The sequence below is a fragment of the Rhodococcus sp. NPDC058639 genome (genome assembly GCF_042717545.1).
Taxonomy (GTDB): domain Bacteria; phylum Actinomycetota; class Actinomycetes; order Mycobacteriales; family Mycobacteriaceae; genus Rhodococcus.
This window is the reverse complement of record NZ_JBHXRF010000007.1, coordinates 148,405-162,180: the sequence shown is the minus strand read 5'-3', so window position 1 is coordinate 162,180 and position 13,776 is coordinate 148,405. Positions and strand designations below refer to the sequence as shown.

At 67.6% G+C, this 13,776-nt stretch carries 14 protein-coding genes; 1 reads left to right on the top strand and 13 read right to left on the bottom strand.

The window, feature by feature from the left end:
* Positions 1-19: 19 nt before the first annotated feature.
* The 4 genes from rarD to lspA all read right to left on the bottom strand — a co-directional run bounded on the left by rarD (position 20) and on the right by lspA (position 3,282).
* The gene (gene rarD, locus ACFWU2_RS15475; RefSeq protein ID WP_378607672.1) at positions 20-940 is read right to left on the bottom strand and encodes an EamA family transporter RarD; all 921 of its coding nucleotides are present in this window, start codon (positions 938-940) and stop codon (positions 20-22) included.
* Between the two features lie 144 nt (positions 941-1,084).
* Positions 1,085-1,732 (bottom strand): hypothetical protein, encoded by a 648-nt coding sequence (locus ACFWU2_RS15470; RefSeq protein WP_378607670.1) that lies wholly within the window; start codon positions 1,730-1,732, stop codon positions 1,085-1,087.
* A gap of 3 nt (positions 1,733-1,735) precedes the next feature.
* Positions 1,736-2,644 carry an RluA family pseudouridine synthase gene (locus ACFWU2_RS15465; RefSeq protein ID WP_206036640.1) on the bottom strand — a complete coding sequence of 303 codons (909 nt, stop codon included), beginning with the start codon at positions 2,642-2,644 and terminating at the stop codon, positions 1,736-1,738.
* Between the two features lie 14 nt (positions 2,645-2,658).
* A complete protein-coding gene (gene lspA / locus ACFWU2_RS15460; protein ID WP_378608051.1) occupies positions 2,659-3,282 on the bottom strand; it encodes a signal peptidase II in 624 nt (207 codons plus the stop codon).
* A gap of 122 nt (positions 3,283-3,404) precedes the next feature.
* Here lspA and ACFWU2_RS15455 point away from each other — a divergent pair, with 122 nt between their 5' ends.
* Positions 3,405-4,361, top strand: a complete 957-nt coding sequence (locus tag ACFWU2_RS15455) for a hypothetical protein (protein ID WP_378607668.1) — start codon at positions 3,405-3,407, stop codon at positions 4,359-4,361.
* A 94-nt stretch (positions 4,362-4,455) separates the two neighbouring features.
* Here ACFWU2_RS15455 and ACFWU2_RS15450 read toward each other — a convergent pair whose 3' ends face one another.
* From ACFWU2_RS15450 to pgeF, 9 genes are all read right to left on the bottom strand, one after another.
* Positions 4,456-4,950: a hypothetical protein gene (locus ACFWU2_RS15450; protein ID WP_169620152.1), complete on the bottom strand. Its 495-nt coding sequence runs from the start codon at positions 4,948-4,950 to the stop codon at positions 4,456-4,458.
* A gap of 121 nt (positions 4,951-5,071) precedes the next feature.
* Entirely contained in the window at positions 5,072-6,409 is a 1,338-nt protein-coding gene (locus tag ACFWU2_RS15445; protein WP_378607666.1) for a DNA polymerase IV, read from the bottom strand.
* 52 nt (positions 6,410-6,461) lie between these two features.
* Positions 6,462-9,638: an isoleucine--tRNA ligase gene (ileS, locus tag ACFWU2_RS15440; protein ID WP_378607664.1), complete on the bottom strand. Its 3,177-nt coding sequence runs from the start codon at positions 9,636-9,638 to the stop codon at positions 6,462-6,464.
* 283 nt (positions 9,639-9,921) lie between these two features.
* The gene (locus ACFWU2_RS15435; protein ID WP_378607662.1) at positions 9,922-10,167 is read right to left on the bottom strand and encodes a hypothetical protein; all 246 of its coding nucleotides are present in this window, start codon (positions 10,165-10,167) and stop codon (positions 9,922-9,924) included.
* 45 nt (positions 10,168-10,212) lie between these two features.
* Positions 10,213-11,055 (bottom strand): DivIVA domain-containing protein, encoded by an 843-nt coding sequence (locus tag ACFWU2_RS15430; protein ID WP_378607660.1) that lies wholly within the window; start codon positions 11,053-11,055, stop codon positions 10,213-10,215.
* A 151-nt stretch (positions 11,056-11,206) separates the two neighbouring features.
* Complete coding sequence (locus tag ACFWU2_RS15425; protein WP_378607658.1) at positions 11,207-11,497, bottom strand: YggT family protein; 291 nt, start codon at positions 11,495-11,497, stop codon at positions 11,207-11,209.
* A gap of 113 nt (positions 11,498-11,610) precedes the next feature.
* Entirely contained in the window at positions 11,611-12,270 is a 660-nt protein-coding gene (locus ACFWU2_RS15420; RefSeq protein WP_169620157.1) for a cell division protein SepF, read from the bottom strand.
* A 31-nt stretch (positions 12,271-12,301) separates the two neighbouring features.
* Positions 12,302-13,021 (bottom strand): YggS family pyridoxal phosphate-dependent enzyme, encoded by a 720-nt coding sequence (locus ACFWU2_RS15415; RefSeq protein ID WP_378608049.1) that lies wholly within the window; start codon positions 13,019-13,021, stop codon positions 12,302-12,304.
* Positions 13,022-13,038: 17 nt separating this feature from the next.
* Positions 13,039-13,776, bottom strand: a complete 738-nt coding sequence (gene pgeF, locus ACFWU2_RS15410; protein WP_378608047.1) for a peptidoglycan editing factor PgeF — start codon at positions 13,774-13,776, stop codon at positions 13,039-13,041.

The window sequence follows — 13,776 nt, the reverse complement described above, 5'->3', positions numbered from 1 at the left end:
TCTGTGGGCACCGACGAGTCTAAGCCGAGCTACCGACAGCCTTGACCGCGGCGCGCCCACGACGCGACCGGATCAGCGCGTCGGTGCTGTACACCACAAGCGCCACCCAGATCAGGACGAAACCGATCCACCGCGACGCCGGCATGTCCTCGTGGAGGACGAGTACCCCCCACGCCATCTGCAGGCTGGGCGTCAGGTACTGCAACATCCCCAGCGTAGCCAGCGGAACGCGTTGGGCGGCAGCCCCGAACAACAGCAACGGCACGGCGGTGACCACCCCGGCGGACATCAGCAGGGCGGTGTGACCCGCACCGAAACCGATGAAGGTGCCGGTTCCCGTCACAGCGAGAAAGATCACGTATCCCAGCGCGAACGGGGCCGCGACGACACCCTCCCCCGCCAGCGATGTCCTCGGGTCGAGTGGCACGACCTTCTTGATCACTCCGTACAACGCGAACGACAGCGCCAGCGTCAGCGCCAGGACCGGGGGCCGCCCGTAGTCGGCCGTGATGACCAGGACCGCACACACCGCGAGCACGAGCGCACCGATCTGGGCCGGCCGCAACCGCTCGCGGAAGAACAGCACGCCGAACAGCACGCTCACGAGCGGATTGATGAAGTACCCCAGTGCGGTTTCGACGACGCGTCCCGACGTGACCCCGTAGATGTAGGTGCCCCAGTTGACCGCGATCGCCGCCGAGGCCGCCGCGACGAGTGCCCAGGTGCGCAGGGACAGGCCCCGCAGCGAACCGAGCCTGCCCATCACGGCGAGCACGACGACCATGAGCACGAGCGTCCACAGCACCCGGTGCGCGAGGATCTCGATGGCACCGGCCGGCGCGAGAAGCCCGAAGAAGGCGGGAAAGAGTCCCCAGGACAGGTACGCGCCGAGGCCGCACAACACACCTGTGCGCAGAGCGGGAGCGGTCGGCCGGTTCACGAGGACACCGTACGGCTGCGACGATCCCGGCTCACGCCGAGGGACGATTCCGGCTCACGCCGAGGGACGATTCCGGCTCACGCCGAGGGACGATTCCGGCTCACGCCGAGGGACGATTCCGGCTCACGCCGAGGGCGGGCGATCTCAGGGTTCGGCGTCGTCCGGCCCGGGCACGACGGTCTCGACATGCTCGGGCAGCAGCGGAATCAGGGAGAAACGTCCCGCTACAGCATCGGAAGGCAGTACTTCCACCGCGCGTACCGCCGGGTCCTCGGCAGCGGCACGCAACTGCGCGGCGGTGCCCCGCACCGCGACCCCCACGATGCAGGCACAGCCCGCGGCCAGCCGGTCCGCAGACACCGCCGCGATCCGCGCGGCCCGGTCGGGACCGGACGACTGGAGACGCAACCGTCCCGCCGCCACCAGCGGAGCCTTGCGCAGCGCCTCCGGATGCGCCGACACGGCCACCGGGACGAGCGGCGTCTGCACTCGGTCGATCGGGACGCGAAACAACACCTGCGCGATCCGCAGTTGCCCGGGCAGAGCCGCGACGGCGGCGGTGTCGACCTCCCGCTCGAACGAGATAAGGCCCCAGTGCGGGGCGTCCGGTTCGCGCGCCGCGTCGGCAAGGCTCGCGTCGGCGCGTGCGAGATAGTCGGCGACGAGTTCACCGCTGTCCGGACCGACGCCGTCGCTCCGCACGGACGCGGGCCGCACGGGCGAGAGCCACCCTACGAGGAGCACCGCGAGAACGAGGACGGCGACAGCCGCCCACGGGAGCGCGCGCCTCATCGGTCAGGCGCTGCGGAGCACGTCGAGTGCGTGTTCCAGATCGGCCGGGTACTTGCTCTCGATCTCGATCCACTGACCCTGGGTCGGGTGCGCGAACCCCAGCGACTTTGCGTGCAGCCACTGGCGCTCGAGACCGAGCCTGGCCGCGAGGCGAGGGTCGGCACCGTAGGTGAGGTCGCCGCAGCACGGGTGTCGCAACGCCGAGAAGTGCACGCGGATCTGGTGCGTGCGCCCGGTCTCGAGGTGGACGTCGAGCAGGCTCGCGGCCTGGAACGCCTCGATGGTGTCGTAGTGGGTGACGCTGGGCTTGCCGTCCGCGGCCACGGTGAATTTCCAGTCGCTGCTGCGGTGCCGGCCGATGGGGGCGTCGATGGTGCCGCTGCTCGGATCCGGGTGGCCCTGCACCAGCGCGTGGTACCGCTTGTCGATGGTGCGCTGTTTGAAGGCGCGTTTGAGCACGGTGTAGGCCCGCTCGGAGGTCGCCACGACCATCACTCCCGAAGTCCCGACGTCGAGACGGTGGACGATGCCCTGCCGTTCGTGCAGACCGGACGTGGAGATGCGGAACCCTGCGGCTGCGAGGCCGCCGATGACGGTCGGCCCGGTCCACCCCACGCTCGCGTGCGCCGCCACCCCGACGGGCTTGTCGACCGCGACGATGTCGTCGTCGGCGTACAGGATTTCCATGCCCTCGACGGGCTGCGGCTCGATGGTCAGCGGACGCGGCGGCTCGGGGAGTTCGACCTCGAGCCACGACCCCGCCGAGAGACGATCGGACTTGCCGACGGGCGTCCCGTCCACGAGGACGGCGCCCTCCTCGGTGAGGGCGGCGACGGCGGTACGGGACAAACCGAGCAGGCGGGCGAGGCCGGCGTCGACACGCATCCCGTCGAGCCCGTCGGGTACAGGCATCGACCGGGTTTCCCTCACTGGCGGCTTTCCTTTCCGGTGGTGTCGGATTTCGTGGACCTGCTGCCGTTCGGCTCGATACCGAACACGGTCAGCGCGACGAGGAGGATCGCTCCGCACACGATCGCGGAGTCGGCGACGTTGAACACCGGCCACCATCCGACCGAGACGAAGTCCACCACGTGACCCTGCAGCGGGCCGGGGGAACGGAAGAGGCGGTCGGTGAGGTTGCCCAGCGCCCCGCCGAGTACCAGACCGAGGCCGAGTGCCCACCAGCGCGACTGCAGGGTGCGACCGATCTTGATCACGCCGATCACCACGCCGATCGCGACGATGGTCAGCAGCCAGGTCATGCCCGTGGCCATGGAGAACGCCGCACCGGGGTTGCGCACGAGCGTGAGCGTCACCGTGTCGCCGACGATGGACACCGGATCGGCAGGATCGATGAAGCGGACGGCAAGCACCTTCGTCACGAGGTCCGCCACGTAGATCAGGAACGCGAGGACGAAAAGGGCGCGGGTCGCCCGACGACCGACCGGGGACTTCACCGCGCCGTGCGGTTCCTCTGCCGCGTCGCGCAAGGGTTCCTCTGCCGCGTCGGGCAGGGGTGCCGCTACCGCGTCGGGCGTGGGCGTCTCCACCGCCCTCGGCACAGCGGGATCGCCCGCGGGATCGGGGCGGGAAGCTTCGTCAGTCACCGTTACATCATCCCCTACCCGCACGAGTGAGCGGTCACCCCTCCCGCCGTGGCTACCCTGGTGATGTGCCTGTGCTGTCCAGATTCCCTCACCCGAGGCCGTGTGCCCTCGCCGCCGTTCTCTCACTCGCCGCGTTCGTCACCGGATGCGGCGATTCTTCGGAGGGGGCCCCTGCTACGTCCGCCGCGACGTCCTCCGAGGTGACGGTGCCCGTATCCGCGGTGACGACCACGGTGTTGGAGGCGGGCAGCGAGCCCCGCGCGGTGGTGCGGCTCGCACCTCCGGCCGATGTCGAGCAGAGCGTCGTGCTGACCACCCGCTCGGAGGTGTTCCAGCAGATCGACGACGAGCAACGTCAGGACTTCTCCACCCCCGAACTCAACCTTCCCCTCGCCGCGTCGGTGACGCAGGCGGTCTCCGAGAGCCAGCCGAGCACCCTCGTCGACATCGTTCTCGGCGAAGGGACGTCACCCGATCCGATGCTCGCGTCGGCACTCGCCGACGCTGCCGGCTCCCGGGCCGGGCTGACTGTCGCCCCGACCGGCGCGATCAGCGCACTCCGATTGGCGCCGACGGTGGAAACGGCGAACGTCGCCCGCTCCGCGATCGAGCAGGCGTTCTATCAGTCCGTGTACCGCATGGTCTCGTTCCCGGACGCCGAGATCGGCGTGGGCGCGGTGTGGCAGATCCGTCAGCAGGTGATGAGTGCCGGCGTCACGATCGACCAGGTGAGCACCGCCACGCTGGTCTCCGACGACGACGAGCGCGTCACCGTCGACGTCCGGGTCGAGCAGACACCGAAGGGCTCGGTGTGGATGCTGCCCAACGGACAGGGCCAACTCGACATCGAGCACTACACGATGGCCGGGGAAGGCAGCATGACATTCGATCCGATGCTTCCGTTGCCCGTCGAGGGGACACTCGTGCTGTCGGGTGACCAGGTCTACGTCGACCCCGACGCCACGACCCGGCTCGCGCAGTCGCAGGTCGACCGTGTGGAATGGCACTCCCCCGAGAACTGACCGGGTCCGAACAGCGAAAAACGGTGCCCTACGCGGAAATCCGCGTAGGGCACCGTTCTGTGCCGAACCCTTGTATCAGGGGCAGGCAGGCATATCAGGGGCAGGCAGGGGTCTGCAGCTGTGCGGCCGCGACGATGCCGCAGGCATTGTTCTTCGACAGCTTCCAGACACCGTCCTCCGCGACGAAATCGACGGTGCCGGTAGCGACCTGGTCGCCGAGCTGGGTCTCGATGCCGGCGGTGGCGGTGCCGTTCTCGTTGTCGTTGACGTCGATGATGGTGATCACCGCACCGGCCTGCTTCGCAGCGATGGCGACCTGGTCGATCAAGGTGGGATCGAGCTCGGCGCCCTGCACCAGGTCGGTCTTCTCCTCGGCGGGCACGGTCTCGTCGAACGCGCGGTCGAGCGAGGCCTGCAGTTCCTCAGGGGTCGGGACGGGCGGGTAGTCCGCAACGACCTCGGTCGTCGTGGTTGCCGTCGTGGTCTTCGCGGTGGTCTCGGTGCTACCTCCGTCATCCGAGCTGCAGGCGGACATCGTGAGGGCGGCGGCGAGCGCCACCGTGGCCACGGTGATCTTGCGAAGCTTCAACTTGTCGTCCTTCTCGTATCTCGGTCGTGCACGAGTATTCGTGCCCGGTTCATCCGGTTGCGATCGTCCGCAACAGTACCCGGCGGTAGTAAGAACACCATGAGGGTAGCGAGAACCCGTGTCAGTTCAAGCTCGCCAGCGGATCGGCCATCTCGAGACGCGAGTCGTCTTCAGGGAGTGTACGAGCAGGTCCCGGTCCCGTCGAGCGGGTCTCGAATCGCACTGTGACGACCCCGTGGCCTGCTCCCTGCACCCACCCGTGCCCGTGTTCGGGATGGAACACATCCGTTCCCGGACGCCACCGGTCCGCGAGCACCGGCGCGATCGCCGGGAGATCCTCGTCGTCCGCGACGGTGTCCGGCGCATCGCCGTCCGAGCGGTCCAGTTCCGGGAACAACGTGTCCTGCACCGACGCCGACAATCCGGCGAAGCCGACCCCGACGAGCCGGATCGGGCCGATATCGAGCGGGTCGAGGGAGAGCCGTTGCGCGGCCGCGGTGAGCACCTGCAGGTCTTCGGTGGCGTACGACAGCGTCGACGATCGGGTCAGCACCGACATGTCGGATTTCCGGAGCTTGAGCACCACCGTGCGCGCCGCACGACCGTCTTTGCACAGCCGGGTGTGTGCCGCGAGCGCACTCGCCGAGATGGCGCGTCGCAGGTCCGGGAGCGCGACGATGTCGGTGGCATAGGTGGTTTCGGCGCTGATCTGTTTGGCCTCGGCCCGCTCCGCGACGGGACGGTCGTCGTGCCCGTTGGCGAGCCGGTGCAGCCCCGGGCCCACGGTGGGCCCGAGGATGGACGCGGCTTCGGCGACCGGCATCGATGCGAGATCGCCGATGGTGTCGATTCCGAGCTTGCGCAGCCGCTCTTCCGAAACCGGTCCGATGCCCCACAGCTTGCGGACCGGAAGACCGTGCAGCAGTGCCATTTCCTCGTCGGGCGGGACGACGAGAAGCCCGTCGGGCTTCGCGAGACCCGACCCGATCTTGGCGATCTGCTTTCCCGAACCCGCCCCGATGGAGGCAACCAGTCCGGTGCGCTCGAGCACGTGCGCGCGCAGTTCCGTGCAGAACCGTTCGACTTCGGCGGCGGACGCTCCCGCGAGCCCGGTCGGTTCGGCGAACGCTTCGTCGAGGGACAGGGTCTCGAGCACCGGGACGTGGGCACGCAAGGTCTCGAACACGACCGAACTCAGGTGGTGGTAGACCACGCCCCGCGGTGGCAGCACCACTGCCGACGGTCCGATGAGCCGGCGTGCGCGGCTCATCGGCATGGCGGAGCCTGCACCGTACACGCGAGCTTCGTAACTCGCGCCCGCGACGACCCCGCGGGCACCGAGCCCACCGACGAGCACCGGCCGACCCCGAAGGGTCGGCCGGGTCAGTTGCTCGGCGGACGCGAAGAACGCGTCGAGGTCCAGGTGCAGAACCCAGCGCCGACTCACGGAGGCGGGCACATCTCCAGGTTAGAGCCCCACACCGACGCGCTCACGCCTGCCCGCCGGGCACTCACGCCTTGGTGATGGACGCCCGGACTCCTTCACCCAGCTCGATCGCGTCCGGTCCGGCCGGGCCGAGGTCGAACGTCGTCGCGAGGACTTCGCCGGCGATCAGATCACGGTGCCGGGCTGCCCACTCGGAACGGTCTGCGGGAACCTCGAACTGCACCGAGATCCGGTCGGACACATCCAGACCGAGGTTGCGGCGCGCGTCCTGCAGCTCCCGGATGCGGTCCTTGGCCCAGCCCTCCGCCTCGAGTTCCTCGGACACGGCCGTATCGAGGACGACGAGCCCGTTGCCGTCGGGCAGCGCGGCGGTGGATTCCGGTTCCGCCGCGACGAGCCTGCTCGTGTACTCCTCCGGCAGCAATTCGATGCCCGCTGCGGTCACGACGCCGTCCTCGGATTCGGTCCAGTCGCCTGCCTTGACTGCCTTGATGACCTTCTGGACGTCCTTGCCGAGGCGCGGACCGGCGACCCGTGCGTTGACCGCGATCTCGAAACGGCCGTGCGCTTCCACGTCGTCGGTGGTCACGACCTTCTTGACGTTGACCTCGTCCTTGATCAGGTCCACGAACGGTTCGAGGTGCGCCGAGCCCGGTGTCGCGACCGTGACGAGCGGCAACGGCAGCCGCACGCGGAGATGCTGTGCCTTACGCAGCGACAGCACCGTCGAGCAGACACCACGGACCTCGTCCATCGCGGTGACGAGCGCGGGATCGGCGGGCAGTTCCTCCGCTGTGGGCCAGTCGGCGAGATGCACCGAGCGCTCGCCGGTCAGCCCACGCCAGATAACTTCGGTGGCCAGCGGCAGGAGCGGTGCCGCCAGCCGCGTCACGACCTCGAGGACCGTGTGCAGGGTGTCGATCGCGTCGCGGTCCTCGTCCCAGAAGCGGGAGCGGGACCGTCGCACGTACCAGTTGGTCAGTGCGTCACAGAATGTGCGCAACTCGTCGCAGGCACCCGCGATGTCCACGGCCTCGAGCGCGTCGGTGATGACGTCGCGGGTCTCGGCGAGCTTGGCCAGGATGTACCGGTCGAGGACGTTCGACGAGTCGGTCCGCCACGTGCCGGGGGTCGACGCGTACAGCTGCAGGAAGCTCCATGCGTTCCACAACGGCAGCAGTGCCTGTCGCACGCCCTCGCGGATACCCTGCTCGGTGACGACCAGGTTGCCGCCGCGCAGGATGGGCGACGACATGAGGAACCACCGCATGGCGTCGGAGCCGTCGCGGGAGAACACCTCGTTGACATCGGGGTAGTTGCCCTTCGACTTGCTCATCTTCAGGCCGTCCTCGCCGAGGACGATGCCGTGGGCAGCAACGGTTTTGAACGCCGGACGGTCGAACAGCGCGGTCGCGAGGACGTGCAGGGTGTAGAACCAGCCGCGCGTCTGCCCGTTGTATTCGACGATGAAGTCGCCGGGGAAGTGCGAGTCGAACCAGTCGGTGTTCTCGAACGGGTAGTGCACCTGCGCGAAAGGCATCGAGCCCGACTCGAACCAGCAGTCGAGCACCTCGGGAACCCGCCGCATCGTCGACGCCCCGGTGGGATCGTCGGGATTGGGCCGGGTGAGCAGGTCGATCATGGGCCGGTGCAGATCGTCCGGTCGCACGCCGAAGTCACGCTCGAGTTCGTCGAGCGAACCGTAGACGTCCACTCGGGGATACTCCGGGTTGTCCGACACCCAGACCGGGATCGGGCTGCCCCAGTAGCGGTTCCGGCTGATGTTCCAGTCGCGTGCACCCTCGAGCCATTTACCGAACTGTCCGTCGCGGATGTGTTCGGGCACCCAGGTGATCTGCTTGTTCAACTCGACCATGCGGTCGCGGAACTCGGTGACCGCGACGAACCACGACGGCACCGCCATGTAGATCAGCGGCTGGCCCGAACGCCAGGAATGCGGGTACGAGTGCTCGATCGTCTCGTGGCGCAACAGTTTTCCGGCGGCCTTGAGGTCCTTGATGATGACCGGGTTGGCGTCGAAGACCTGGAGGCCCTCGTACGGCGGCACCATCGAGGTGAACTTGCCACCCGGGTCGAGCGGCTGTACCAGTTCGATGCCGTTACGCTGGCAGTACTCCATGTCCTCCTCACCGAAAGCCGGTGCGAGGTGGACGATTCCGGTACCGGAGTCGGTGGTGACGTAGTCTGCCGCGATCACCTGGTGCGCGTTGTCCCGGCCGACGAAGAAATCGAACGGCGGCTCGTACGCGAGACCGACGAGGTCCGCTCCGGTGTACTCGGCGAGCACCTCCGGCTCGTCTCCGAGCTCGCGGCTGTAATGCCCGAGCCGGTCCTTCGCGAGCAGGTAGGTCTTGGCCTCGTCACCGGTGCCCGCCCGCACCGCGACGTAGGTGATGTCGGGGTGTACCGCGATCGCGAGGTTGGACGGCAGCGTCCACGGCGTCGTGGTCCAGATCAGCGCGTTCGCCCCGTCGAGCTCGGTGCCCGGTGCGTGCAGCACCATGTCCACGGTGACGGCCGGGTCCTGACGCATCTTGTACGCGTCGTCGAGACGGGTCTCCTGGTTGGACAAGGGAGTCTGCTCGTACCAGCTGTAGGGCAGCACGCGGAAGCCCTGGTAGATCAGGCCCTTGTCGTACAGCGACTTGAACGCCCACATGACCGACTCCATGAAGTCCAGGTCCAGCGTCTTGTAGTCGTTGTCGAAGTCGACCCACCGGGCCTGCCGGGTGACATAATCGCGCCACTCGCCCGTGTACCGCAGCACCGACTGCTTGCAGTACTCGTTGAACTCGGCCAGACCCATCGTGTCGATCTGCGACTTGTCGGTGATGCCGAGTTGCTTCTCCGCCTCGAGCTCGGCAGGAAGTCCGTGGCAGTCCCACCCGAATCGGCGATCGACCCTCTTGCCCCGCATGGTCTGGAACCGCGGCACGAGGTCCTTGACGTACCCGGTGAGGAGATGGCCGTAATGCGGCAGACCGTTCGCGAACGGCGGGCCGTCGTAGAACACGTAGTCCTCGGCGCCGGCGCGGTGCTCGAGCGAGGCCCGGAACGTGTCGTCCTTCGCCCAGTGCGCGAGGACCCGTTCCTCGAGGTCGGGAAAGTCGACGCCGGAATCGCGCGGGAGCCCGTAGTCCACTCGGGGATACCCACTGCCTTCCGCCGGCGTCGCCGTGGGTTCCTGGGTGCGATCCGATGCAGCGTGATTCTCGGTCACAGCGTTGATACCTCCGTGCCTGTGTCTTCGGCACGGGGACGATCACCGTGCCCTTCGCACGGCCACCGCGGTACCACCCCGCTTGCTCGCTCCTGCGGAACGAGCCACTCGTTCTTCAGGCTGTGACGGGCCCACCCGTTCGGTTCTACTGAGCGGTGCCCACACGAGCGGTGCATCGCTGTTCTTCCGAAGGCTCCCCGGTGATGGCCGGATCGACGCCGCCCCGCTGTGCGGGGGTACTGCTCATCTTCGACGATTGTGCGCTTCCCATTGTAGGGAGCGATCACTCGTCCGAGGAACCCTGGTCTCCCGGGGCCTTCTTCGGCGTCCGAGACGACGAACGGCCCGTTCGGGCGGCGCGCTCACCTGCCGACGCGTTACGCGCACCGAGCGCGCTGACCAGCAGGAGCACCGCCCCCACCACGCACACCGCGATGCAGCCCCACGCCCACACCACCGAACCGGTCATCAACGCAATGACGAGAAGACCGAATCCGATTGCTGCGAGCACCAGCGTCACGACCAGCACGACGCTCCTCCTCAACCGCGGGGCAACAGCGACCGTAGAGCTCGGTCAGTTGGCGCCCTTCGCGAAGGACGTGGAACCGAAGGACGAGGAATTGGACTGATTGAACGCATCCTGGCCACCGTCGACCGGCACCGCGGAGCCACGCTGCTCGAGTTCCTCGAGCTGCGATTCGAGGTACGACTTGAGGCGCACGCGGTACTCGCGCTCGAACGTCTTGAGCTGCTCGATTCGTCCTTCCAGCACCGAACGCTGCTGGTTGATCGTCGCCATGATCTCGGTGTGCTTCTTCTCCGCGTCGGCCTGGAGGGCATCGGCCTTCTCCTTGGCCTGACGCAGTTGCGTCTCGGACCGGGTACGCGCATCCGACAGCATCGCGTCGGACTTCTGGCGCGCGTCGGCGATCATCGCTTCGCTGCGCGTCCGCGCGTCGGAGACGAGCTGCTCCGAGTTCGTCCGCGCGTTGCGCACGAGCTCTTCGGCCTCGGTCTTGGCGTCGCCGGTGAGCCGGTCGGCCATCTCCTGGGCGAGGCCGAGCACCTTGGCGGCCTGCATGCTGGCGTCACCGCTCGTCGGCGCGGCAGCCGCCACGGGCGCCGGCGTCGGTGCGGGTTCCGGCTTCGCAGTCTCGACCACGCGTGCCGGCTCGGGCTTGGTCTGTTGTGCTGCCGGAGCGGAGGAGGCCGAGCGCGGAGCCTTCTTGGCCTCGGCCAGCTCCTGGTCGAGTTCGGCCACGCGCTGACGGAGGTCGGCGTTCTCCTCGATCAGGGAGGTCAATTCCTGCTCGACGAGATCGAGGAATGCGTCGACCTCGTCCTCGTTGTATCCGCGCTTCCCGATAGGGGGCTTGCTGAACGCGACATTGTGCACATCAGCTGGTGTCAGCGGCATGGAAGGGTCCCTTCACGCGTCAAGTAAGCGGTCAAGCAGGCGTTCGGTGATATCGACAGTGCGTCACGCGTATCAAAACGCACTGTATCTGGCTTCCTATTCTGGCACATCGCGGTCGTCACGAGCCTCGTGGCCGCGCCGGTACGGCGCGTCATACAACCCCGCCACGCGGCAGGAACGCCATGAGGAAGTACACGATGAACAGCAGGACCATGATCGAAAGGTCGAGCCGGACACCGCCGAGATTGAGCGGCGGAATCAACCGCCGCAACAACTTCACCGGCGGATCGGTGACTGTGAAAATTGCCTCGAGCACCACCACGACGAAACCCGAAGGCCTCCAGTCCCGAGCGAACGTCCTGATGAACTCGACGATGATCCGCCCGATCAGCAGAAGCCAGAAGATGAAGAGCAGGAACCAGAGCACCTCGAATACGGCCACGTTTCCACAATGCCCGACGAACACAAGCTAGCCAAACCGAAACGCCCGGCCTGCAGTGATCTGCATCATGGCCGGGCGTGTCCGCGAGCCGCGAGGGTGACGGCGCGCGTCGGTTACTGCTGGTTGTAGAAGCCGGTCTCCGCGATGCGCTTGCGTTCTTCGGCGGAGACGTCGATATCGGCGGGAGAGAGAAGGAACACTTTCGTCGCGACCTTGTCGAAAGAACCCCGCAAGGCGAAGGCGAGGCCTGCCGCGAAGTCGACGAGTCGCTTGGCGTCGGCGTTGCTCATTTCCACCAGGTCCATGATCACCGGCGTGCCATCGCGGAACCGCTCGCCGATGGTGCGTGCCTCCCCGTAATCCCGGGGTCGCAGGGTGGTGATCTTCGACAACGGTCCACCTTCGTCGAACAGAGCGCCGCGGCGGGGTTCCACGCGGTCGAGTCGAGCTTCGGCGCCGAGCGCCGAACGGGCCGGCACACGTGCCGGCGCCACGGATCGGGGTGCCCGCGCCGTGATCGGCTCGACCCGGGGAGCCCGGGCCGGCGGCTCGTAGCGATCGAAATCGTCGTCCGCGAATTCACGGACACTGTCGTCACGCCGGACGGGCGGGTACTCGTCGCGGTGCGAGGGCGCGTACGAGGAGTACGGCGGTTCGCCGTAGTCGCGATCCCGCTCACGGCGCGCACTCGACGGATCATCGAGGTAATCGTCCTCGTAATCCTCGAGTGGCACCATTCCGAAGTAGGCCTTGAACTTGTGGAGCGTGCTCATCGATCGCCCTTCCCTCACGTGGCGGTTCCCATCAGGCTAACGGCCGTATACCCAGCACAGCCGTTCCGACACGCACACAAGTAGATCCCCATCGCACCGCGTGTTCAAGATCACCCGACATTCCCGCCGACAACTCCGTCGCGCCGGGATATCGCTGGAGCAACCGCGCGTGCAGTTCCGCCAGTCGTTCGAAGGCGGCGTCCGGTTCCCACCCGAGTGGCGGGACACCCATCACTCCCCCGAGTTCCAGCTCACCGGAGGCGGCGACGGCGTCGGCAAGGGAGTCCAGTTCGTCGGCCACCACACCGCCGCGCTCACGGTCACCGTCGAGGCTGATCTGGAGAAGCACCCGGACCGGCGTGGAGCGTTCTCCTGAATCTTGCGCAGCGGCAACACCTTTGGCCAGCGCACCGGCGAGACGGAGACTGTCGACCGAATGGACCGTGTGCGCCCAGCGTGCGACGGCACGCGCCTTGTTCCGTTGGAGTCGGCCGATCATGTGCCACTCGACCCCGTCCGGCACCTTCTCGCGGAACTGCGCGATCTTCGCGGCCGCCTCCTGCTCCCGAGACTCTCCGAAAGCGCGGCATCCCAATTCGTGGAGCAAAATCGCATCGGTGACCGGAAAGTACTTGGTCACCACCAACAGCGAGACCTCCGACGGATCGCGTCCTGCCGCGCGGGCGGCGGCAGCGAGACGCTCTCGCACAGCCTGCAATCGGCGGGCAAGTTCCACGCGGCGATCCTGCATGGATTGTTCGGCCGAGTTCACGCCGTGTCCTCCTTCGCACCGCCCGCGGTGTTGTCCTCGAGCCAGATCACCGAGGCGAACCGGCCGGTGGGCGCACTGCGCCGGTGGCTGAACAACATCGGATCCTCGATCGTGCACCGCGGGTCCTCGGCGACCGAGGTGACACCGTGGTCGACGAGTTGTCTCCTCAGCCCCGCACGCAGGTCGAGACCGGGTGTGCCACGGGCTGTTCGGGTGGCGCTGCCGGGGAGATGCGCCTCGACGTCGTCACGCATCGCGGCCGGGACCTCGTAGTTGGCACCACTGGCGGCCGGACCGAGCAGCGCGGCAATGCGTTCCGGTCGTGCGCCGAGATCGCGCATGACGTCGAGTACCCGCGGCAGGATCCCGATCCGGGCACCGACACGTCCCGCGTGCACCGCCGCGATGACGCCCGCCTCGTCGTCCGACAGCAGAATCGACACACAGTCGGCGCTGAGGGCAACCAGAGCGAGATCCGTCGCCCGCGTCACGAGGGCATCGGTTGCGGGAACCTCGCCCTGCACCGGGCCCTCCACGACCGTCACGTTCCGGCTGTGGATCTGCTCCATCCAGACGAAGCGTTCTTCGGGCAGGCCGATCACCGATGCCAGGCGGCGACGATTCGCGGCCACAGCCGCGGGATCGTCACCGACGTGGCCGGCGAGGTTGAAACTGTCGTAAGGCGGGGCCGAGATCCCGCCGGCTCGTGTGGTCACGACCCGGCGAGAACGCAA

What these genes read in the sequence shown, in the direction of transcription:
- ACFWU2_RS15470 (WP_378607670.1), bottom strand. Translation starts at nt 1,732, where the DNA reads ATGAGGCGCGCGCTCCCGTGGGCGGCTGTCGCCGTCCTCGTTCTCGCG.
- ACFWU2_RS15465 (WP_206036640.1), bottom strand. Translation starts at nt 2,644, where the DNA reads ATGCCTGTACCCGACGGGCTCGACGGGATGCGTGTCGACGCCGGCCTC.
- ACFWU2_RS15430 (WP_378607660.1), bottom strand. Translation starts at nt 11,055, where the DNA reads ATGCCGCTGACACCAGCTGATGTGCACAATGTCGCGTTCAGCAAGCCC.
- ACFWU2_RS15420 (WP_169620157.1), bottom strand. Translation starts at nt 12,270, where the DNA reads ATGAGCACGCTCCACAAGTTCAAGGCCTACTTCGGAATGGTGCCACTC.
- ACFWU2_RS15415 (WP_378608049.1), bottom strand. Translation starts at nt 13,021, where the DNA reads ATGCAGGATCGCCGCGTGGAACTTGCCCGCCGATTGCAGGCTGTGCGA.